Source organism: Mesorhizobium sp. LSHC412B00 (assembly GCF_000503035.1).
GTDB lineage: Bacteria > Pseudomonadota > Alphaproteobacteria > Rhizobiales > Rhizobiaceae > Mesorhizobium.
In genome coordinates, this window is record NZ_AYWB01000004.1 from 223,647 (window position 1) to 244,805 (window position 21,159).

Below are 21,159 nucleotides of genomic sequence, written 5' to 3' on the forward strand. Positions count from 1 at the left end.
GAGGAGATGTCCCCCGGCCGATGCGGCCGGAGGACAGGCTTGGGAGGCGCCTGACGTCGGCTGGAAATTTCCGGCGATGGTTTTGACCAGCGTCGATTTGCCGGCGCCATTGTCGCCCGTCAGGCCGAGAACCTGGCCCTCATTGATGTCGAGCGAGACATTGTCCAGCGCGCGAACGGCACCGAAATCCTTCACGATGTGTTCGAGACGCGCTAGAACCGGCATCGCATCCTCCCATGCCAATTTGTAAGTTTCTGATACAAATCATCGTTTGAAACTTGGGTCAATGGGCTTTGGGATGCTGAATATTTGTTGCAATGCACCCCACCTTGGGTCTTTCAAATCGCCTAGAAATTCTATTAGTATGTCAATCAAACAAATTGTGGAGAACGACGTGCTGGTGTCGACCGATCTTCGGCCGAACGAAACGCGGGCACTTGCGGCGCTGTTTCGTGCCGGCGCGTCGAGCCGAGCGGCGCTCGCACGCAATCTCGGCCTGACCCGGTCGACCACCGGCGCCCTGGTGCTGGGGCTGACCGAAGCCGGTCTGGCGCGCGAGCGGTCGGATGGAGCGGATGACGAGCAGGATAGCGAGGGTCGGGTCGGCCGTCCCGGTATCCTTGTCGAGATCGAAGGCAATGGCGGCTTCTTCCTTGGCGCTTATATCGGCGTCAACTGGATCGCAGCCGTGGCTGTCGACCTTGCCGGCGCGCGGCGTGCGAGCGCCTCTAGGGCATTTGCCGACCCGGGCAGCACGCCTGAAGCCGCGGTCGACATCATCGGGGAACTCGTCGCCGAGATCCGCTCGCAATTGCCTGCGGGCACGCGCCCCTACGGGCTCAATGTCGCCGTGCCCGGCTTCCCCGCCGCCGACGGGATTTCATACCATGCCACCATCCTTGGCTGGCACGGGGTCAATCTGGCGGAGCTTTTGCGCACTGCCTTTGGCGCGGACTTTCCAATCCTCTTGGAGAACGATGCCAATGCCGTGGCGGTGGCCGAGACATACCGGTCGCAGCCGGGCAAGGACCATGAGGATGCTCTGGTCATCCTGATCGAGAACGGCGTTGGCGGCGGCATCATCAATGCCGGCAGGCTGCATCGCGGCCGGCTCGGCGGCGCCGGCGAAATCGGTCATCTTCGCATTGGCGACGAAGGTTTTGTCTTCGACGCGAAGCGCCCGGGGCGGCTGGAATCCTATGTCGGCAAGGATGCGTTGCTGGCGCGCTATTTGCACATAAGCGGACTGCGCGCCGGCCTGCATGAGTTTGTGGCGGCATTGGCCGACGGCGATCCGCCAGCCGTTGCCACGGCGCGCGACTGGGCGCTCTGGTTCGGTCGCGGGCTGGCGACACTTGCCTGCACCTTGCAGCCGGAGCGCATCATCCTCTCCGGCTCGGTCAATGCTGTCTATCCCTTTGTCTCCAAACAGGTGGAAGCTTTCCTCTCGGACTTCCTGGCTGAAGGTTATCCGGTTCCCACAGTCGAACTGTCGCGCGTCGGCGCCGACGGTCCGGCATTGGGCGCTGCCTGTCTGCTGCATCAGGCAGCTTTGTCGGGCGATCCGCAATTTCAACTTCGCGGCCTCGCCGCGCGCTAATCAGGAGAGATTCAATGCCTCGCAAAGACGAAAAGCGGCTGCGTGTCGGCGTGCTCGGCTGCGGTCCGATTGCCCAGGCGGCGCATTTCGAGTCCTGCACCAAGGCATGCAATGCCGATCTCTATGCCATCTGCGATGTCGCCGACGATCTGCGCGACAGGATGGCCGCGACCTACGCGCCTGAAAAATCCTATGCCGACTACGGCCTGATGCTGGCCGATCCCGACCTCGACGCCGTCATCATCGCGACATCGGACATTTTTCACGTCAAGGCCGCGGAACTGGCGCTCGATGCCGGCAAGCATGTGCTTTGCGAAAAGCCGCTGGGCGTTTCGGTCGAAGAGGTCGAGCACTTGCGGGCCGCGCTCCACAAGAGCGGCAAGGTGCTCCAGGTCGGCCATATGAAGCGCTTCGATCCCGGCATCCAAGCGGCGAAGGCTTTCGTCGACGACGAAATGGGCGAGCGGCTGGCGTTCAAAGGCTGGTACTGCGACAGCACCCACCGCTACCCGATGACCGATGCGGTGCAGCCGCTGATCATCACCAGCGCCAAGGCGCGCAAGCCTGCCGTCAATCCCAAGGCGGATCTGCGCCAGTATTATATGCTGGCGCATGGCAGCCATCTCCTCGATACGGCGCGCCATCTGCATGGGCCGATCGAAGCGGTGGAGGCCCGGCTCACCGAGCGCTATGGCGCCTATTGCTGGTTCATCACCACCATCTTCGCCGACGGCATGATCGGCCATCTCGACCTGACGGTCGCCGTGCGCATGGACTGGCACGAAGGGTTCCAGATCTATGGCCAGAACGGCAGCGTTCTCGCGAAGACGTATAACCCCTGGTACTACAAGAGCAGCGAGGTCGACATTTTCCGCGAGGCCGATGGCAGTTGGCACCGGACGCTTGGCGCGGATGGCCACTTCTATCGCCGGCAGCTCGAAGGCTTTGCCGATGTCGTGCTGAATGGCGCGCCGATGATCGGCGCCGGCATCGAGGACGGCATCGCATCGGTCAGGGGCATGGCTGCCATCGCCCGCTCGGCCGCTGCCGGCGGCCGCGCCGTCCGTCTGGCCGATGTCGACGGGGTCGTGTGATGCAGCTTGGGATTTTCGCCAAGACCTTCGCCACCACCGGCGCCTTGCCGGTGCTGCGCGCGGTCGCGGACGGCGGCTACACGGCGGCGCAGTTCAACATGGCGTGCCTTGGACTGCCGTCGATGCCGGACAGCATTGAGCTCGGCGCGGCCCGGTCCGTCGCTGAGGCGAGCGGCGAGGCCGGCGTTTCGATCGCGGCGGTTTCGGGAACCTACAACATGATCCACCCGGATCGCACGGTTCGCATCCAGGGACTTGCCCGGCTCGAGGTCCTGGCCGCGTCATGCGCCGATATGGGCACCCGTCTGATTACGCTGTGCACCGGCACAAGGGATGCGCAGGATCAGTGGCGCTGGCATCCCGACAATGCAAGCGAGGCGGCATGGAGCGATCTGCGGACGGAGATGGAAGCGGCGATCGCGATTGCCGAGCGCTTCGACATCGAGCTTGGCATCGAACCGGAACTGGCCAATGTCCTCTCCAGCGCCCGGGCCGCACGCCGCCTGCTGGACGAAATGAACAGCACGCGGCTGCGCATCGTGCTCGACCCGGCCAATCTGTTCGAAGTGGCCGACAGCGCGGAGCGTCATCGCCTCATCGGCGAAGCCATCGATCTGCTGGCCGCCGAGATCGGCATGGCCCATGCCAAGGACCGCCATGCCGATGGCAGTTTTGCCGCAGCCGGAAAGGGCGTGGTCGACTTCCCACATTTCATCGGCCGCCTGAAGGCTGCCGGGTTCGACGGCCCCTTGATCACACATGGCCTGACAGAGGCCGAGGCGCCAGGTGTCGGCGCCTTTCTGCGCACCGTACTGGAAGAGAGCGAGCTCGCGTGAAAGAGACCTTCAGCCGCGATGGCGTCGACCTTGCCTACCGGGACGTCGGCGCCGGGCTTCCCGTCATCTTCCAGCATGGGCTGGGCGGCGATGAGGCGCAGGTCGCCGACGTGTTTCCCGATCTGCCGGTGACCCGGCGCGTGACGCTCGAATGCCGTGGCCAGGGTGGATCCGGCTACGGGCCGGTCGAGCGGCTTTCGATCGCGACGTTTGCCGAGGACGTCGATGCACTGGCCGACGATCTCGGCCTAGGCCCGGCCGTCGTCGGCGGCATCTCGATGGGCGCGGCGCTGGCGCTTCGCCTGGCGGTGCACAGGCCGGCGCGGGTGCGGGCGCTGGTGCTCGCCCGGCCTGCGTGGGTATCCCAGGCTGCACCGGCCAATATGAGGCCCTATGCCGTGGTCGGCGATCTCTTGATGCGGCATTCGCCCCAAGACGCAAGGCGTCTGTTCGATGACAGCGCTGTTGCCGGCGAACTGGCCAGATTGGCGCCGGACAATCTCGGCAGCCTGCAAGGCTTCTTCACTCGCCCGGACCCGGTTCTGTTCGGCAGGCTGCTTTCGGCGATCGCCGGCGATGGTCCCGGCGTGAGCGAGGCGGACATCCGCGCTATCGCGGTGCCGACCCTTGTCATCGGCCATGAGCATGACCTCGTCCATCGACTGGACGACGCACAGACGCTGGCCGGGCTCATTCCGTCGGCCCGGCTTTGCACCATCACAGCCAAATCGCAGGATCGCGCCGCCTACCGGCTGGAATTCCGCGCCTGTCTTTCGGAATTCCTGGAACCGCTCGCATGACCGACAAAACGGCGGATGAGACCATCGCCGTGGTCGAGATCGGCGGCACGTCAGTCAAGGTTGGCTTTGCCGATCGCGGCCACCCGGTGGATTTCGCCCGCACCTACCCGACCGCGCAACTGCGCCAGGGCGCGCCGGTGGCGGGGTTGGCCGATGCGGTCACCGCAGCCTGCCGCGATGCCGGGCTCAAACCTGCACGGGTCGTTGCGACGGTGCCTGGGTTCATCGACCGCGACTTCGACACGGTGCTGCACACGGCCAACATTCCCGAACTGAACGGTATCCGGCTGGGTACGGTACTGGCATCGCGGCTCCGCGTTCCCGTGCGGCTCGAACGCGACGTCGTGCTGCAATTGCTGGGCGAAAGCGTTGCCGGCGCGGTGAAGCGGCAAAAGGAGGTGCTGGCGGTCTATCTCGGCACCGGCATCGGTGCGGCCTATCTCGGCAAGGACGGCATTTTCAGGGGCGGCGGCTGGGCGCTGGAAATCGGCCACATGCCGATCTACCGGCCTGACGAAAGCGGACCGCCAAACCGGGTCGAGACCTACGCCTCAGGGGCAACGCTTGTCGAACTCGCGACAGACTACGATATCCCGGTGGCCGATCTGTTTTCGGCGGCCGGGCAGCCGCCATCGCTGCGCGAATGGCTCGATGAGATCGTCTGGCAGCAGGCGGTGACCATCGCAACGGCAGCCGCTTTGTTTTCCCCGCAGACGATCCTGATCGGCGGCGGTATCGTCGACATGAAGTCCTATCCCCGCCAGGCGCTCAAGCAGCGCATCGCGGACAGCCTGCCGCATTCGCTTGTTGTAGAGCCTCTGGACATACGCTGGGCGGCCCTGGGCTGGCAGGCGGCGATCCATGGCGCGGTGCTGCTCGGCGCGGTGTGATCGCCGTGGTTGCTGTCGGCGAAGGATTACTTGATCGTCTTGCCGTCCGCCCCAAACCGGTATGTCTTACCCGGCTCGGGCGTTGCATACAGCGTCGCACCGGGCTCGGCGTCGTAGACACCGAAAATGCGGACCGTGATCAGCCCGGCCTTTTCGCAGTCGAGATAGAGGTTGGTGTCGGCGCCGAGATGTTCGGCATGCACCACCGTTCCCTTCCACGCGCCGGACCTTGGATCCACGGTCAGATGCTCCGGCCGCACGCCGATCGTCTTGGCCGTCTCGCCCAATCTGGCGCCGTCGATGAAATTCATCTTGGGCGAGCCGATAAAGCCGGCGACGAACTCGTTTGCCGGCGAATTGTAGAGCTCCATCGGGCCGCCGATCTGCTCGATCTGGCCGGCGTTGAGCACGACGATCTTGTCGGCCAGCGTCATCGCCTCGACCTGGTCGTGGGTGACGTAGATCATCGTCGCCTTCAGCCGGCGATGCAGCTGCGCGATCTCCAGCCGCGTGTTGACGCGAAGCGCTGCGTCGAGGTTCGACAAGGGCTCATCGAAGAGGAACAGTTTTGGCTCGCGCACCACGGCGCGGCCGATGGCGACGCGCTGGCGCTGGCCGCCCGACAGCTCCGCCGGCCGCCGCTCGAGATACGGTTCCAGCGACAGCATCGACGAGGCGACGCCGATGCGGCGTTCGATCTCCGGGGCGGGCGTGCCGGCCTGCTTGAGGCCGAGGCCCATATTGTTCGTCACCGTCAGATGCGGGTAGAGCGCGTATGTCTGGAACACCATGGCGATGCCGCGTTTTGCCGGGGGCGTGGCCGAGACATCCGCGCCGTCGATCACCACCCTGCCGGAGGTCGAATCCTCCAGCCCGGCGATGACCCTGAGCAAGGTTGACTTGCCGCAGCCAGATGGGCCGACGAAGACGACGAATTCGCCGTCGGTCACTTCGAGGTTGATGCCTTTCAGCACCTCGACCGGCCCGAAGGCCTTCTTCACATTCTCGATTACCAGCGAGCCCACGGCTTCGTCCTTGTTCTAGAGTTTGCCCTACTAGAGCTTAACTGGGGCGCCGCTGCGCACGCTCTCATCGGCGGCAAGGCAGACGGCGAGCGATTTCACCGCGTCGTCCATGTGGCGGGTCAGGTCAATGTCTTCCCGGATCGCCTTCAGCACGAAGGCCTGTTCGAGATCGCAGAGGTCCTGGTGGCCGGGTTCGCCGTCCATCGACAGCATCTCGTCCGGCCTGGCGAACTTGCCGTCCGCGCCGGTCGCCGCACTGTGCAGGCGGATGGTCGAGGTCTTGGTGTGGGTGTCGATGTCGTCCGACTTCACACCTTCCTTCATGACGATCGACACGCAGCCATTGGGCGAAATCACGTCCTTCACGAAGAACGCTGTCTCCGAGATCATCGGGCCCCAAGCCGCCTCGTACCAGCCGACCGAGCCGTCGTCGAACAGCACCTGGAGATGGCCGTAATTGTACATTGTCGGCGCGATCTCCTCGGTCAGCCGCAGCCCCATGCCGCGCACCTCGACCGGCCTGGCGTCGGTGATCTGCAGCATCACGTCGAGATAGTGCACGCCGCAATCGACGATCGGCGACGTCGTCTGCATCAACTGCTTGTGCGTCTGCCAGGTCGGGCCTGACGATTGCTGGTTGAGGTTCATGCGAAACACGTAAGGGCCGCCGAGCTTGCGCGCCTCGGCGATCAGCCTGACCCAGGACGGGTGGTGGCGCAGGATGTAGCCGATCACCAATTTTCGGCCATTGGCCTTGGCCGCGGCGACGACGCGCTTGGCGTCCGCCACCGTCGTTGCGAGCGGCTTCTCGACGAAGACGTGGCAGCCGGCCTCGAATGCCTTCACCGCATAGTCGGCATGGCTGTCGGAATAGGTGGCGATGCAGGCGACGTCGGGCTTTTCATCGCGCAATGCATCGTCGAAGGAACGACGGATGTCATAGCCCGACAGTCCTTCCGGCAATGGCACGTCGGAGCGGTTGATGAGTGCTGCGATCTCGAAACCCGGATTTGTGTGGTAGGCCAGCGCATGGCTACGCCCCATATTACCGAGGCCTGCGACGACGACGCGAAGGGGCGATTTAGAGGTCACCTAACTACTCCAGATGTTCCAGTTGTTCCTTCTGAGAGGGTGTCACCCCACCCGGCGCTTCGCGCCGACCTCCCCATCGAGGGGAGGTAGGACGTTGGCGCGAACACCCTCACTGCCAAAGAAGCTTCTCCGAAAGTCGCCCTTTGGCGGTCGTGAATGAAGCCACGACCTTTTACCTCCCCTTGATGGGGAGGTCGGCGCGCAGCGCCGGGTGGGGTGAAGGCTCCAGCAGAGATTTGTAGGGCTCCGCTCACTTGACGGCTCCGGATGTGATGCCGCGGATCAGCTGCCGCGAGAAGATGACGTAGAGGGTCAGCACAGGCATGATCGCCAGCGAGAGTGCCGCCAGGATGGCGTTCCAGTTGGTGACGAACTGGCCGAGGAAAAGCTGCGCGCCGAGCGTCACCGTCTTGGTCTCTTCCGACGGCGCCAGGATCAGTGGGAACCACAGATCGTTCCAGATCGGGATCATGGTGAAGACGGCGACCGTCGCCATCGAGGGCCGCACCAGCGGCAGCACTAGTCGGAAGAAGATGGTGTATTCCGACAGGCCGTCGATCCGGCCGGCATTCTTCAGATCGTCGGACACCTGCTTCATGAATTCCGACAGGATGAAGACGGCCAGCGGCAGCCCCTGCGCGGTGTAGACCAGGATCAGCGCCGTCAGCGTGTTGACCAGCCCGCTCGCCACCATCAATTGCAGGATGGCGACGGTGCCGAGCCGGATCGGGATCATGATGCCGAGCGCGAGGTAAAGCCCCATCAGCGTGTTGCCGCGGAAGCGGTATTCAGACAGCGCGAACGCCGCCATGGCGCCGAACAGAAGCACGAAGAACAGCGAGGCGACGGTGACGACAAGGCTGTTCTGGAAATAATGGATGAAATCGCCCTGGCCGATGACCGTGGCGTAACCGATCAAGTCGAAGGTTTTCGGCGTCGGCGGCGTCAGCGGCTCGCTGAAGATGCCGGCGCGCGATTTGAACGAGTTCATGATGACCAGGATCACCGGAAACAGCGCGATCGCCGTGTAGGTCAACAGGATCGCGTGGGCGCCGATGGTGCGGGGCAGCGAACGGGTGGCGGTGCTCATTGGAAGGTCTCCTGACGAGCGATGACTGTTGAGGTCGGCACCAAGGCACCCCCCTCTGTCCTGCCGGACATCTCCCCCGCAAGGGGGGAGATCAGATGCCGCGACTGCTTTCGCCAATCGCCAACGTTGCAAGACGAGCGGCAAGGCCAGAGCTGCCAATCTCCCCCCTTGCGGGGGAGATGGCCGGCAGGCCAGAGGGGGGTGTTCAAGCTCGACATCTCGCCCCTCAGAACTGGTAGCGACGCAGGCGCGTCTGGACGAGGAACAGGTAGACGCAGACGCCGCCGAGGATGATCAGGAACATCATCGTGGCGATCGCCGCACCCATATTGGGATCGCCGGTCTGCAGCTGGAAGCCGAAGAAGGCGCGGTAGAGGAAAGTGCCCAGAATGTCGGTCGAATAGTTCGGGCCGGCCAGCGCCCCTTGCGCGGTGTAGATCAGGTCGAAGGCGTTGAAATTGCCGACGAAGGTCAGGATCGAGATGATGCCGATCGAGGGCAGGATCAGCGGCAGCTTGATCTTCCAGAACTGCGACATGCCGGTGATGCCGTCACACTCGGCCGCCTCGATCACCTCTTCGGGGATCGACAGCAGCGCCGCATAGATCAGCATCATCGGAATGCCGACGAACTGCCAGACCGAGATCAGGCTGAGCGCGGTCAGGGCATATTGTTCTTTGCCGAGCCACGGCGTGAACAGGCTTTTCAGGCTGACCAGATCCATCAGATGCGGCGCCACGCCCCACAACGGCGACAGGATCAGTTTCCAGGCGAAACCGACGATGACGAAGGACAGGATGGTCGGCACGAAGATCGCGGTGCGGTAGAACGCGGCGAATCTCAGCCTCGGGCTGGACAGCAATGCCGCCAGCATGACACCGATCGGGTTTTGGACCGCCATGTGGATGATGAAGAACCAGGTATTGTTCCGCAGCGCGTTCCAGAAGCCGACCGACCAGTTGGGGTCGCCGAACAACGTACGGAAATTAGTGAAACCGACGAACACCTGATGCTGATCGACATTGCGGAACAGCGACAGCTGCAGCGTGCCGGCGAGCGGCAGGATCATGATCGCCGTATAGACCAGCAGCGCCGGCGCCAGGAAGACGCCGATATGCCAGCGGAACGGTCGTTTCGGTCGTGTTTGTGCGGCCATGAGTGCGGTCCCCGCCGATCAGGTTTAGCAATGCCTTCGACGGCAGCGCTGCCCCTCACCCTTACCCTCTCCCCGTGAAGGACGGGGAGAGGGGGCGCCTGCGTTTCGGCTGATCCTTCTCCCCGTCACTATACGGGGAGAAGGTGCCGGCAGGCGGATGAGGGGCGGCGCCGTCGTTCGCAGTCGATGATGCTATCGAAAAACGCAGGGCCGTCCACTTGGGGCCCTGTCTGTCTCTGAGCTTACTTGCCCGGCTTGTACCAGCTGTCGAGGCCGTCCTGCAGCTTCTTGGCGGCAGCTTCCGGCGTGTCGGTGCCGTTGATGACGTTGGCCGATTCAACCCAGGTTTCGTTCTCGAGGTTCGGCGTGCCGCGCGACAGGATCTGGTAGGTCGAGCGGATCGTCGACTTGCACTTGTCGCGCCAGGAGACGAATTCCTGCGCCAGCGGGTCTTCCATCTTCACCGGGGTGGAATTCAGGCTGAAGAAGCCCGGCAAAGCGTTGGCGTAGATAGTGGCGAAGTCCGGCGAGGCGACCCAGGACAGGAAGGTCTTGGCCGCGTCGGCATTCTTCGACGCCGCATTCAGGCCCATGCCGATATCGGTATGGTCGGAGATGTAGCAGGTGTCGCCGGCCTTCTCGACCGGCGGCGGGAAGGCGCCCATCTTGAACTGCGCCTGGGTGTTGAACAGGCCGATCTCCCACGATCCCGCCGGGTAGATGGCGGCGCGGCCAAGCGTGAACAGGTTCTGGCTGTCCGGATAGGTCTGGGCCTCGAAGCCGTCGCCGAGATAAGGCTTCCACTTGGCCAGTTCCTCATAGGGAGCAACCCAGTCCTTGTCGGTCAGCTTCTGGTCGCCCTCGATCAGCGCTGCGCGGCCCTCTTCGCCCTTCCAGTAGTTCGGACCGATGTTCTGATAGCCCATGGTCGCGGCTTCCCAGAGGTCCTTGGTGCCCATGGCCATCGGGATGTAGGTGCCGTCGGCCTTGATCTTGTCGAGCGCGGCGAAGAACTCGTCACGCGTCGTCGGCACCTTGAGGCCGAGCTTGTCGAAGGCGTCCTTGTTGTAGATGAAGCCGTGAATGACCGAGGCCATCGGCACGCAGAAGCTCGCCTTGCCGTCGTCGGTCTGCCAGGCGGCCTTGGCAACGGGCGAAAAGTTTTCCATGCCGGGCAGCGCCGACAGGTCGGCAAGGTTGCCCTTCTTGAACAGTTCGAGCGACTTGTCGAACGGGCGGCAGGTGATCAGGTCGCCAGCCGAGCCGGCGGCGAGCTTGGCGCCGAGTGCGGCGTCATACTCGGTCGGCGCCGACGGTGCGAACACCACTTTGATGCCCGGGTTCTTGGCCTCAAAAGCCGGGATCAGCTTGTCCTTCCAGATGGCAAGGTCGTCGCCGCGCCAGCTTTCGATATTGAGCGTTACGCCATCGGCGTGAGCCAACCCGGCGGTGCCGAGAATGCTGGTGCCGAGAAGCAGTGCCGTCAGTAATTTCGTTGTCATGCTAGTCTCCCTGTTGACCTTTTTCAGGTTCGGTTTTGAGAACAGGGGCCTTCGCGCCCTTGTTCCCCTCGATCGCGGAAAGGGCTGGCCGCAGCTTCTGGCCGGTCCCTTCCAGTATCTTCTCGGCCGCAACGGCGTTGGCAGCGCCGGCGGCGAGCAGAATGGCTGTCTTGACGACGCCGCCGCTCGCTTCGAGCAGCCGCACGGCGTCTTGCCGGTCGCGGCCGCTGATGGCGGCGACGATGCGAGCCGCGCGGTCGCGCAGCTTGATGTTGTCGGCGGTGAGATTGACCATGTAGCCGTCATGGACATGGCCGAGATGAATGGCGGTAAGCGTCGACAGCATGTTGAGCGCGATCTTCTGGGCAGTGCCGGCGCCCATGCGCGTCGAGCCGGCAATCACCTCCGGTGGCGTCTCGAGCAGGATGGCGACGTCGGCCAGCCTGAGCAGGGGCGTGTCCTTGTTGTTGGCAATGGCGATGGTTGCCGCGCCCCGGCTGCGCGCATCCTTCAGCGCCTGCACCGCATAAGGCGTCGAGCCGCTGGCCGAAATGGCGATCAGGCAGTCGCCCTTGCCGATGCCGGCGCCGGCAATTGCCGTCGAGGCTTCGTCGGTGTCGTCTTCCGGTCCGCCGGCCAGGGTCTTGAAAGCGTCGTCGCCACCGGCGATGAGGATGGCGATGCGTTCGCGCTTGATGCCGAAGGTGCCGGGCAACTCCAGCGCGTCGGCCAGCGCCATCAGGCCGGAGCTGCCGGCCGCAGCATAGGCGAGCTTGCCGCCGCCGTTCAGCCGCCCGGCGATGATTTCGGCTGCGGCGGCGATGGCGGGAATGGCGTCGCGCACAGCCTTGGCGGCCTCGATCTGCGCATTGACCAAAGAAGAAAGGATGGCGTCCGGGGCCTGGATGTCCAGTCCCTCGGCATTGCTGTGAAGCGCTTCGGTGCGCGGTTCGGTCATCCCTGTCCCTCCGATGGAAGAACAATACCAAAAAAATACCACTTGTCCACACGCATTAACGAAATTGCGAACTGGAAATCGTTGAGCCGGCAAAATTCCCGGGTTTTTCAACCTGATGCGCCTTAATCTTTTTGAAACGGAAATTAATCCTTGGCTATTGGTATTTTATTGGTATTATCCGCCCGGAGGAGACATCGCGTGAAATTCGTGCTCGGTATCGACGGCGGCGGCACCAGCTGCAGGGCAGCCCTTGCGACAGGCGATGGCGTTGTCATTGGCCGTGCCAAAAGCGGCGCCGCCAACATCCGCACCGATCTCACCGGCGCTCGCACCCACATCGTCGAGGCTGCTCGCCAGGCCTTCATCGCCGCCGGGCAAGATCCGGACCTGATCCCGCAGACACCAGCCATTCTCGGCCTTGCCGGCGCCAATGTCGGCACCTATCGCCAGCAGCTTGAAGCGATCCTGCCGTTCAGCATCAGCCGCGTCGAGACGGACGCCGAGATCGCGCTCGAAGGGGCAGTCGGCTCTGGTGACGGCGCCATGGCCATCCTCGGCACCGGCACCGCCTATATGGCGCGCAAGGGCGGCACGTCGCGCGCCATCGGCGGCTGGGGCTTTCAGGTCGGTGATCAAGGCAGCGGCGCCCGGATCGGCCGCGACCTGCTGGAGCAGACGCTGCTCGCCCATGACGGCGTCCGGCCGCGCTCAGCCCTGACCGACAGCATGATGGCCATTTTCCGCAACAATCCCGAAGACGTGGTCGAGTTCACCACCAATGCCAAGCCCGGCGATTTCGGCGGCTTCGCGCCCAAGGTTTTCGAGCATGCCGAGAAGGGCGACAGCGTCGCCAACTGGATCGTGGACAAGTCGGTTGCCGATGTCGAGGCGTCGCTCCACGCGCTCGACCTCTCTGATGGCGCCCCGCTCTGCCTGCTCGGCGGGCTGGCGCCGCTCTATGGGCCGCGCCTTTCTCAGCGCTACCAGGCGCTGCTGAAAGCGCCGCTCGACGATGCGCTGGGCGGCGCCGTGCAGATGGCGGCCCGCATCTTCGTCAAAGCGGAGGCGACGCGATGAGCGATGCCGCCGACCAGATCTTCGCCACGCTGAGGCAGTCGTCGCAGAGCGGCGCCCCGCTCTACCTGCAGCTCAGGAAAAGCATCGAGGACGCCGTCAATCGCGGCCTGATCGGGCCGGGCGATGCGCTGCCTTCCGAGCGCGACATCGCCACCAAGGCCGACATTTCGCGCGTCACCGTCCGCAAGGCGGTGCAGGACCTGGTCAAGGGCGGCATCCTCGTGCAGCGCCACGGCTCCGGCACCTTCGTGGCGCCGCGCATGGAGCGCGTCGAGCAGTCGCTGTCCAGGCTCACTTCATTCACCGAGGACATGGCAAGGCGCGGCATGGCGGTGCGTTCAGCCTGGCTCGACCGCGACCTCTACCCGCCCTCGCCCGACGAGATGATGGTGCTCGGCCTGTCCTCGAACGAGCTGGTGGCGCGCGTGGCGCGCCTGCGCATCGCAAACGACACGCCGCTGGCCATCGAGCGCGCCTCGTTGTCGGCCAGCGTGCTGCCGGATCCGGCCGGGATAGGCTCGTCACTCTATGCGGCGCTGCAACTGACCGGCAACCGGCCGGTGCGGGCGGTGCAGCGCATTTCCGCCGCCAATCTCGGCGACGCCGATGCGCGTCTGCTCGAAGTGCCATCCGGCATTGCCGGCCTGCACATCGAACGCATTTCCTATCTCGCGAGCGGCAAGGTGATCGAGTTCACCCGCTCCATCTACCGCGGCGACGCCTATGATTTCGTCGCCGAACTGCGCCTGACAGGGCCGAGCGAAGAGGGCCGACCATGATCCCCAAGACCACCCATATGCGGCGCGAGATCGACGAAATTCCGCAAGCCGTCGCGCGTCTGCTCGATGGCTCGGCGGCGGTGCTGACCGAGGCCGGACGCGGCATTCGCGAGCGCGATCCGAGCTTCGTCGTTACCGTCGCGCGCGGTTCGTCCGACCATGCCGCCACCTTCATGAAATATGCCGTCGAACTGACCGCCGGCCTGGCCGTGGCATCGGTCGGTCCGTCGATCGCCTCGATCTACGGCGCCAAGCTCAAGCTCGCCGGTTCCGCTTGCCTCGCCATCTCGCAATCCGGCAAGAGCCCTGACATCGTCGCCATGGCCGAGACGGCACGGGCCGGCGGTGCGCTCACCGTCGCCATCACCAACACCGCCGATTCGCCGCTGGCGCGGGCTTCGGATTTTGCCATCGACATTCTGGCCGGCCCCGAGCGCAGCGTCGCGGCGACCAAGACATTCGTCAATTCGGCGGTCGCCGGCCTGGCGCTGATGGCGCATTGCACCGGCGACGACAGACTGCTGGCCGCCCTTGCCCGCCTGCCCGAGCATTTCAGCAAGGCGATCGCCTGCGACTGGATGGCGCTGGCCGGCGCGTTGGAGACGCCGCAATCGCTGTTCATCCTCGGCCGTGGCCCGTCGGCGGCGATGGCCGACGAGGCGGCGCTGAAATTCAAAGAGACCTGCGGCATGCATGCCGAGGCCTACAGTGCAGCCGAAGTCATGCACGGCCCGCTGGCGCTGGTCGGGCCAGGCTTCCCGGTGCTGGCACTCGCCGCCCGCGATGCCTCCGAGCCGTCCGTGGCAGAGGCTGCCGACAACCTTGCCGGCAAGGGTGCAGCAGTTTTTGTAACCTCGGACAAAGCCAAGAGCGCGGCGCGGCTGCCGCATGTCGCCACCGGTCATCCCTTGACCGACCCGCTGACGCTGATCGTCTCCTTCTACGGCTTCGTCGAAGCCTTCGCCCGCCATCGCGGCCTCGATCCGGACGTACCGCGCAATCTGCGCAAGGTGACGGAAACCGTATGAGCGACCGTTTTGCCCTGACTGGCGCCCGAATTTTCGATGGCGACGACTGGCATGATAACGCCGCCCTTGTCGTGCACGGCGATGTGGTCGAAGGCATTCATCCCGTCGGCGCCATTCCGTCGGGCGTTGCCCGGATCGACGCCGGGGGCGGCATGCTGGTGCCGGGTTTTGTCGACCTGCAGGTCAATGGCGGCGGCGGCGTCATGCTCAACGACCATCCCGATGTCGCCTCGCTGGCAACAATCTGCCGGGCGCATGCGCCGTTCGGCACGACCGCACTGCTGCCGACGCTAATCACCGATACGCCTGATATCACCGCCGCGGCCATTGCCGCCGGCACCGGGGCGGCACGGCAAAAACTGCCGGGATTTCTCGGCCTGCATCTCGAAGGGCCGCATCTCTCCGTCGCCCGCAAGGGCGCGCATGACCCGGCGCTGATCCGGCCGATGACGGATGCGGATGAAGCGGCGCTGGTCGCGGCACGCAAAAACCTGCCGGTGCTGCTGACGACGATAGCACCTGAATCCGTCGAGCCTGCCCGCGTTGCGGCCTTGGCCAAGGCCGGTGTGATTGTCAGCCTCGGCCATTCCGACACCGGCTATGCCACGGCCAGAGCCTTTGCCGATGCCGGCGCCAGCGTGGTCACACATCTGTTCAACGCCATGAGCCAGATCGGCAACCGTGAGCCGGGGCTGGCGGGTGCGGCCATCGACATAGGCAGTCTGTCGGCCGGGATCATTGCCGACGGCATCCATGTCGATCCCGCCACCATGGCAATCGCGCTGCGCGCCAAGCAGGGGCCGGGCAGGATCGTGCTGGTCACCGACGCCATGGCGACGATCGGCACCGACATGACGTCGTTCACCCTCAACGGCCGCATCATCTATCGCAAGGATGGCAGCCTGAGGCTGGCCGACGGCACGCTGGCCGGCGCCGATCTCGATATGATCTCGGCGGTTCGCTACGTCCACCGGATCGTCGGGCTGGACCTGTCGGAAGCGTTGCGCATGGCCTCGCTCTATCCGGCGCAGGCGGTCGGCCAGGCCCACCGGCTCGGCCGCTTCGCCAATGGCACGGCTGCCGATATCGTCGCTCTGTCGGACGCCCTCGACGTCAACGGCGTCTGGATCGGCGGCGACAAGGTTTTTGCAGGCGCGGACAGTCCGCGCTAAAGTCCACCCATGCATGATGTCGACTGCGTTGTCGCCGGAGCCGGTGTTGTCGGCCTCGCCATTGCCCGCGCGCTGGCGCTGTCGGGCCGCGAGGTGCTGGTGGTCGAGAAGGCCGCAGCCATCGGCACGGGCACCAGTTCGCGCAATTCGGAAGTCATCCATGCCGGGCTTCATTATACGCCGGGCAGCCTGAAGGCCCGTCTCTGCGTCAACGGCCGCGAGCGTCTCTATGCCTATTGCCGCGAGCACGACGTCGCCCATCATCGCACCGGCAAACTGATCGTTGCCGTCGAACCCGACCAGTTGGACAAACTGCAGGCGATCCAGATCAACGCGGCGCAATGCGGAGTCGGTGACCTCAAGCTTTTGACGCGCGCAGAGGCCGAAAGCCTGGAACCGGCGCTGAGCTGCGCCGGCGCGCTGCTGTCGCCGTCAACCGGCATCGTCGACAGCCAGGCGCTGATGCTGTCATTGCGTGGAGACGCGGAAGCGGCCGGCGCATCTTTCGCCTTGCTCACCGTTGTCTCAGGCGCGAGCATCGGAGCGGACGGCATCCGGATCGACACGCGCGACGCCGATGGCGAGGGTTTCACCTTGAAGACCGGCGCCTTCATCAACGCCGCCGGCCTCGACGCGCAGGCGCTCGCCGGCCGCATCGAAGGCCTCCCGCAAGACCGTGTTCCGCCGCTGTGGCTGGCGCGCGGCAATTATTTCGCGCTTTCCGGCCGCTCGCCCTTTTCGCGGCTGATCTATCCGGTGCCAGTCCATGGCGGCCTCGGCGTGCACCTGACCCTCGACATGTCGGGGAGCGCGCGCTTTGGCCCGGATGTCGAATGGATCGATCGCGTCGACTATACCGTCGATCCCGCACGAGGCGCTGCCTTCTACGACGAAATCAGGCGCTACTGGTCCGGCCTGGCGGACGGCGCCCTGCAACCGGCCTATGCCGGCGTCAGGCCGAAACTGTCGGGTCCGGGACAGCCGGCCGCCGACTTCGTCATCCTGGGACCGGCTGACCACGGGGACGGCCAGATCGTCAATCTGTTCGGCATCGAGAGCCCTGGCCTTACCGCCAGCCTCGCCATCGCAGAACATGTCGTTGGGCTTTTATATCCGCAATGACGGGCGTTTCCTGAAACGTCGGGCAGGCGCATACCATGAAACCTTTTGATATGGAGGTCGTTGTCGGGGCATATGTCCGAGGCAAAACCCAAATCGAAACCGGCCGACGGCATCGAAGCGCGCGATGCCACGAAGTCGCGTCGGGAAAAGCCGTCACGGCAAACGCGCGGAGATGGACCGCGCGAGGACACGCCGCGCGAGAAAAAAGCATCGGCCGCCGAAGCCGCGTCCGAGCCCGTTGGCGAGGCTGCGCCGCCGCCGGATGCCGTCGAACCCGATCCCAAGCTGACGCCCGAGCAGGCCGAGCAGGCGCGCAAAAAATATCTGCTGCGGCGTTTCTGGATCAGCGGGCGCGGCTATTGGGGGAGGCATGGCGACAAGCTCGCCTGGCCTTTGACGATCGGAGTGCTGCTGCTGATCTGCATCAACATCGGTTTCCAGTATGGCATCAACGTCTGGAACCGCTCGATGTTCGATGCCCTCGAGCAGCGCAACGCCCGCACGGTCTATCTCCTCAGCGCCGTATTCGTGCCGCTGGTGATCTGCAGCGGCAGCCTTGTCGTCGCGCAGGTCTATCTGCGCATGACGATCCAGCGCCGCTGGCGTTCCTGGCTGACCACCGGGGTCGTCGCGCGCTGGCTGGCAAACGGCCGCTACTACCAGCTGAACCTCGTGGGCGGCGACCACCAGAACCCCGAGGCCCGCATGACCGAGGACCTGCGCATCGCCACCGAGTCGCCGGTCGATTTCACCGCCGGCGTCCTCAACGCGTTCCTGTCGGCCTCGACCTTTATCGTCGTGCTGTGGACCATCGGCGGCGCGCTCACCCTGCCGATCGGCGGCGAGAGCATCACCATTCCCGGCTTTCTGGTCATCACCGCGATCATCTATGCCGCCATCACCTCGACCTCGATGGTGGTCATCGGCCGCGATTTCGTCCAGCTCTCCGAGCGGAAGAACCAGGCGGAGGCCGAACTGCGTTACACGCTGACGCGCGTGCGCGAAAACGGCGAGAGCATCGCCTTGCTGGGAGGCGAGGACGAGGAGCGCAGCGGCATCGACAGAAATTTCGGCCACGTGCTGAGGCAATGGGCTCTGCTGACCGGACAGCACATGCGCACGGCGGCGGTGTCGCAGGGATCGAGCCTGTTTGCGCCGGTCGTGCCGATCCTTTTGTGCGCGCCAAAATTCCTCGAAGGCTCGATGACGCTTGGCGAGGTGATGCAGGCGGCGTCTGCCTTTGGCATCGTGCAAGGCGCGTTCGGCTGGCTGGTCGACAACTATCCGCGCCTCGCCGACTGGAACGCCTCCGCGCGGCGCATTGCCTCGCTGATGATGTCGCTAGACGGGCTCGAGCGCGCCGAGCAGAGCGATGCGCTCGGACGCATCAACCGAGGCGAAGCCGAAGACGGCGCCATCCTCAGCCTCGACAATCTTTCCGTGACACTCGACGACGGCACCTCCGTGGTCAAGGAAACCGAGGTCGTGATCGAGCCGGGCGAGCGGGTGCTGGTTTCAGGCGAATCCGGTTCAGGCAAGTCGACGCTGGTGCGGGCCGTCGCGGGCCTGTGGCCATGGGGCGGCGGCAGCGTCAATTTCCACACCGACAGGCGCCTGTTCATGCTGCCGCAACGCCCCTACATCCCTTCCGGAACGCTTCGCCGCGCGGTCGCCTATCCCGCGGCGGCGGACAAGTGGACGATCAAGCAAATCAAGGCTGCCCTCGACAAGGTGGGGCTTGGCTATCTCACCGGCAGGATCAAGGAAGAGGCGCCATGGGACCAGACGCTGTCGGGCGGCGAAAAGCAACGCCTTGCCTTCGCGCGCCTGCTGCTGCATCGCCCCGATATCGTGGTGCTGGATGAAGCGACTTCGGCGCTCGACGAGAAGAGCCAGGACACAATGATGTTGACGGTGATCCGCGAACTGCCTGACGTCACCATCATCAGCGTGGCGCATCGTGCGGAGCTCGAAGCCTTCCACAGCCGCAAGATCACCCTGGAGCGGCGCGAGGGCGGCGCCAAGCTCGTCAGTGATGTCGACCTCATCCCGCGCAAGCGCAAACGCAGCCTGCTGAACCGCGCTTTGTGGGGTTCCGGCACTCGGGTGAAAAAGCCGCGCAGGTAAGAGGCGGCGCTGCCGGAACCGGGAACGGATGTCCAGTCGGAGCGCCTGGGCCGAGGTAATTAGCCGGCTTCTGATTAGCCGTAGAGACCCTTGTAGGTCTCGCGCAACAGGTTCTTCTGCACCTTGCCCATGGTGTTGCGCGGGAGTTCGTCGACGAAGATCACCTGCTTCGGATGCTTGTATTTGGCCAACTGGCCGGCAATGGCGCCAACGATCTCGGCCCCGGTGATCTGCGATGCCGGCGCACGCACCACGACAGCGGTGACGCCTTCGCCGAAATCGGGATGGGCAATTCCGATGACGGCACTTTCCGAGACTCCGGCAAGCGCGTCGATCTCGCTCTCGATCTCCTTGGGATAGATGTTGTAGCCGCCGGAGATAATGAGATCCTTGCCGCGGCCGACGATGTGGACGTAGCCGTCCGCGTCGATGATGCCGAGGTCGCCGGTGATGAAGAAGCCGTCCTTGCGAAACTCCGCCTTGGTTTTTTCCGGCATGCGCCAATAGCCGGAAAAGACATTCGGACCTTTGACCTCGATCATGCCGACTTCACCCTGGCCAAGCGCATCGCCGCTGTCAGGGTCGGCGATGCGCAGCGAAACGCCGGGCAGCGGGAAGCCGACCGTGCCGGCGCGACGCTCCCCCTCATAGGGGTTCGACGTGTTCATGTTGGTCTCGGTCATACCGTAGCGCTCGAGAATGTCGTGGCCGGTGCGCTCGCGCCAGGCCTTGTGCGTTTCGGCGAGCAGCGGCGCCGAGCCGGAAACGAACAGGCGGATGTTCTTCGCCGCCTGGGCATCCAGCCCGTCCTGCTGCAGGAGCCTGGTATAGAAGGTCGGCACCCCCATCAGCACTGTCGCGCGGGGCAAGAGCGAGACGATGCGGCCGGCGTCGAATTTCTGCTCGAACAGCATCGAGGCGCCGGCCATCAGGGTGACGTTGGTGGCGACGAACAGGCCATGCGTGTGGAAGATCGGCAGGGCATGGATCAGCACGTCATCCCCGGTGAAACGCCATTGCTCGACCAGCACGCGCGCATTGGAGGCCAGGTTTTCGTGGCTGAGCATGGCGCCCTTGGAGCGTCCGGTGGTGCCCGATGTGTAAAGGATTGCGGCCAGATCGTCCGGCCCGCGCGCCACGGCGTCGAAATCCGTGGGCTGTTGTGCCGCCAGTTCGGTCAGCGAGCCCTCACCATTGCTGCCAAGCGTGAAGGTGGCAGCACCCGACGCCTGCGCCAACGGCGCGATAGCGCCGGCGCGGGCCGGGTCGCAGACGACCAGCCGCGGCTCGGCATCACCGAAGAAATAGCCGAGTTCGGCCAGCGTGTAGGCGGTGTTGAGAGGCAGGAAGACCGCGCCGGCGCGCAGGCAGGCGAGGTAAAGGAAAATGCATTCAGGGCTTTTTTCGACCTGCACGGCAACGCGGTCGCCCGGCTCGACGCCGAAATGCCTCAGCGCATGTGCCAGCTGTGCCGATTGCGCCAGCATGTCGCCATAGGCGATCGCGCGTCCGTCATCGGTCGCGATCAGGATGCGCTCGGAGGCTGAAATCCGGCTGCGGAACGCGTCGAACAGGTGATTGGTCATGCGCATTCCCTAGAGATGATGCCGAAAAGTGTGAAGCGGTTTTCGGAGGACATCATGCTCTATCCCTTTGATTTAGAGCCGGATGGCTTTGGAACAAAGGAAACGATTTCGCCTCCGTCCGGCAAAAACGTGAAATCGGGTTTGCCGCCGATCAGATGAAGGCAAGCGGACTTGGATAACGGGCGATTTTGGATAGCGGGCGGATTTTGGATAGCGGACCGGAAG

Annotated in this window: 18 protein-coding genes and 1 pseudogene; 11 read left to right on the forward strand and 8 right to left on the reverse strand. The window is 64.5% G+C overall.

Annotated features, from left to right (window positions below; all coding sequences use genetic code 11):
- Positions 1-45: 45 nt before the first annotated feature.
- Positions 46-225: pseudogene (locus tag X757_RS1000000166375) on the reverse strand (ATP-binding cassette domain-containing protein); the annotation flags it as partial.
- Between the two features lie 139 nt (positions 226-364).
- On the opposite strand from X757_RS1000000166375, the gene X757_RS154800 reads away from it, so the two are divergent.
- From X757_RS154800 to X757_RS154780, 5 genes are read left to right on the forward strand one after another with little or no spacing between them, the layout of a single operon-like run.
- Positions 365-1,600 carry an ROK family transcriptional regulator gene (locus X757_RS154800; RefSeq protein ID WP_050593930.1) on the forward strand — a complete coding sequence of 412 codons (1,236 nt, stop codon included), beginning with the start codon at positions 365-367 and terminating at the stop codon, positions 1,598-1,600.
- Between the two features lie 14 nt (positions 1,601-1,614).
- On the forward strand, positions 1,615-2,694 hold the full coding sequence (locus X757_RS154795) for a Gfo/Idh/MocA family protein (protein WP_023725882.1): 1,080 nt from the start codon (positions 1,615-1,617) through the stop codon (positions 2,692-2,694).
- Complete coding sequence (locus tag X757_RS1000000167890) at positions 2,694-3,530, forward strand: sugar phosphate isomerase/epimerase (protein ID WP_023725883.1); 837 nt, start codon at positions 2,694-2,696, stop codon at positions 3,528-3,530. Before X757_RS154795 ends, X757_RS1000000167890 begins: the two co-directional genes overlap by 1 nt.
- Positions 3,527-4,330, forward strand: a complete 804-nt coding sequence (locus X757_RS1000000167895) for an alpha/beta fold hydrolase (RefSeq protein WP_023725884.1) — start codon at positions 3,527-3,529, stop codon at positions 4,328-4,330. The genes X757_RS1000000167890 and X757_RS1000000167895 overlap by 4 nt, the downstream gene beginning before the upstream one ends.
- Complete coding sequence (locus X757_RS154780) at positions 4,327-5,220, forward strand: ROK family protein (protein WP_023725885.1); 894 nt, start codon at positions 4,327-4,329, stop codon at positions 5,218-5,220. Before X757_RS1000000167895 ends, X757_RS154780 begins: the two co-directional genes overlap by 4 nt.
- Before the next feature lie 26 nt (positions 5,221-5,246).
- Here X757_RS154780 and X757_RS154775 read toward each other — a convergent pair whose 3' ends face one another.
- The 6 genes from X757_RS154775 to X757_RS154750 all read right to left on the reverse strand — a co-directional run bounded on the left by X757_RS154775 (position 5,247) and on the right by X757_RS154750 (position 12,043).
- The gene (locus X757_RS154775) at positions 5,247-6,245 is read right to left on the reverse strand and encodes an ABC transporter ATP-binding protein (protein WP_023725886.1); all 999 of its coding nucleotides are present in this window, start codon (positions 6,243-6,245) and stop codon (positions 5,247-5,249) included.
- Positions 6,246-6,275: 30 nt separating this feature from the next.
- Positions 6,276-7,337: a Gfo/Idh/MocA family protein gene (locus X757_RS154770; protein ID WP_023725887.1), complete on the reverse strand. Its 1,062-nt coding sequence runs from the start codon at positions 7,335-7,337 to the stop codon at positions 6,276-6,278.
- Positions 7,338-7,587: 250 nt separating this feature from the next.
- On the reverse strand, positions 7,588-8,427 hold the full coding sequence (locus X757_RS154765; RefSeq protein WP_023725888.1) for a carbohydrate ABC transporter permease: 840 nt from the start codon (positions 8,425-8,427) through the stop codon (positions 7,588-7,590).
- Between the two features lie 226 nt (positions 8,428-8,653).
- Positions 8,654-9,583: a carbohydrate ABC transporter permease gene (locus tag X757_RS154760; protein ID WP_023725889.1), complete on the reverse strand. Its 930-nt coding sequence runs from the start codon at positions 9,581-9,583 to the stop codon at positions 8,654-8,656.
- 242 nt (positions 9,584-9,825) lie between these two features.
- A complete protein-coding gene (locus X757_RS154755; protein ID WP_023725890.1) occupies positions 9,826-11,085 on the reverse strand; it encodes an ABC transporter substrate-binding protein in 1,260 nt (419 codons plus the stop codon).
- Between the two features lies 1 nt (position 11,086).
- Positions 11,087-12,043, reverse strand: coding sequence for an N-acetylmuramic acid 6-phosphate etherase (locus X757_RS154750; protein WP_023725891.1), 957 nt, complete (start codon positions 12,041-12,043; stop codon positions 11,087-11,089).
- A 198-nt stretch (positions 12,044-12,241) separates the two neighbouring features.
- Here X757_RS154750 and X757_RS154745 point away from each other — a divergent pair, with 198 nt between their 5' ends.
- The 6 genes from X757_RS154745 to X757_RS154720 all read left to right on the forward strand — a co-directional run bounded on the left by X757_RS154745 (position 12,242) and on the right by X757_RS154720 (position 19,348).
- Positions 12,242-13,120, forward strand: coding sequence for an N-acetylglucosamine kinase (locus tag X757_RS154745; protein WP_023725892.1), 879 nt, complete (start codon positions 12,242-12,244; stop codon positions 13,118-13,120).
- Positions 13,117-13,899 (forward strand): GntR family transcriptional regulator, encoded by a 783-nt coding sequence (locus X757_RS154740; protein ID WP_023668847.1) that lies wholly within the window; start codon positions 13,117-13,119, stop codon positions 13,897-13,899. The genes X757_RS154745 and X757_RS154740 overlap by 4 nt, the downstream gene beginning before the upstream one ends.
- A complete protein-coding gene (locus X757_RS154735; RefSeq protein ID WP_023668848.1) occupies positions 13,896-14,927 on the forward strand; it encodes an SIS domain-containing protein in 1,032 nt (343 codons plus the stop codon). The genes X757_RS154740 and X757_RS154735 overlap by 4 nt, the downstream gene beginning before the upstream one ends.
- A complete protein-coding gene (nagA, locus tag X757_RS154730; RefSeq protein WP_023725893.1) occupies positions 14,924-16,099 on the forward strand; it encodes an N-acetylglucosamine-6-phosphate deacetylase in 1,176 nt (391 codons plus the stop codon). Before X757_RS154735 ends, nagA begins: the two co-directional genes overlap by 4 nt.
- A 9-nt stretch (positions 16,100-16,108) precedes the next feature.
- Positions 16,109-17,221 carry an NAD(P)/FAD-dependent oxidoreductase gene (locus X757_RS154725; protein WP_023725894.1) on the forward strand — a complete coding sequence of 371 codons (1,113 nt, stop codon included), beginning with the start codon at positions 16,109-16,111 and terminating at the stop codon, positions 17,219-17,221.
- Positions 17,222-17,293: 72 nt separating this feature from the next.
- Complete coding sequence (locus tag X757_RS154720) at positions 17,294-19,348, forward strand: ABC transporter ATP-binding protein/permease (protein WP_023725895.1); 2,055 nt, start codon at positions 17,294-17,296, stop codon at positions 19,346-19,348.
- A gap of 74 nt (positions 19,349-19,422) precedes the next feature.
- Here X757_RS154720 and X757_RS0133735 read toward each other — a convergent pair whose 3' ends face one another.
- The gene (locus X757_RS0133735) at positions 19,423-20,934 is read right to left on the reverse strand and encodes a malonyl-CoA synthase (RefSeq protein WP_031251219.1); all 1,512 of its coding nucleotides are present in this window, start codon (positions 20,932-20,934) and stop codon (positions 19,423-19,425) included.
- Between the last annotated feature and the right edge of the window lie 225 nt (positions 20,935-21,159).

What these genes read in the sequence shown, in the direction of transcription:
- X757_RS154800 (WP_050593930.1), top strand. Translation starts at nt 365, where the DNA reads ATGTCAATCAAACAAATTGTGGAGAACGACGTGCTGGTGTCGACCGAT.
- X757_RS154795 (WP_023725882.1), top strand. Translation starts at nt 1,615, where the DNA reads ATGCCTCGCAAAGACGAAAAGCGGCTGCGTGTCGGCGTGCTCGGCTGC.
- X757_RS1000000167890 (WP_023725883.1), top strand. Translation starts at nt 2,694, where the DNA reads ATGCAGCTTGGGATTTTCGCCAAGACCTTCGCCACCACCGGCGCCTTG.
- X757_RS154780 (WP_023725885.1), top strand. Translation starts at nt 4,327, where the DNA reads ATGACCGACAAAACGGCGGATGAGACCATCGCCGTGGTCGAGATCGGC.
- X757_RS154765 (WP_023725888.1), bottom strand. Translation starts at nt 8,427, where the DNA reads ATGAGCACCGCCACCCGTTCGCTGCCCCGCACCATCGGCGCCCACGCG.
- X757_RS154760 (WP_023725889.1), bottom strand. Translation starts at nt 9,583, where the DNA reads ATGGCCGCACAAACACGACCGAAACGACCGTTCCGCTGGCATATCGGC.
- X757_RS154755 (WP_023725890.1), bottom strand. Translation starts at nt 11,085, where the DNA reads ATGACAACGAAATTACTGACGGCACTGCTTCTCGGCACCAGCATTCTC.
- X757_RS154750 (WP_023725891.1), bottom strand. Translation starts at nt 12,043, where the DNA reads ATGACCGAACCGCGCACCGAAGCGCTTCACAGCAATGCCGAGGGACTG.
- X757_RS154740 (WP_023668847.1), top strand. Translation starts at nt 13,117, where the DNA reads ATGAGCGATGCCGCCGACCAGATCTTCGCCACGCTGAGGCAGTCGTCG.
- X757_RS154735 (WP_023668848.1), top strand. Translation starts at nt 13,896, where the DNA reads ATGATCCCCAAGACCACCCATATGCGGCGCGAGATCGACGAAATTCCG.
- nagA (WP_023725893.1), top strand. Translation starts at nt 14,924, where the DNA reads ATGAGCGACCGTTTTGCCCTGACTGGCGCCCGAATTTTCGATGGCGAC.
- X757_RS154725 (WP_023725894.1), top strand. Translation starts at nt 16,109, where the DNA reads ATGCATGATGTCGACTGCGTTGTCGCCGGAGCCGGTGTTGTCGGCCTC.
- X757_RS154720 (WP_023725895.1), top strand. Translation starts at nt 17,294, where the DNA reads ATGTCCGAGGCAAAACCCAAATCGAAACCGGCCGACGGCATCGAAGCG.
- X757_RS0133735 (WP_031251219.1), bottom strand. Translation starts at nt 20,934, where the DNA reads ATGACCAATCACCTGTTCGACGCGTTCCGCAGCCGGATTTCAGCCTCC.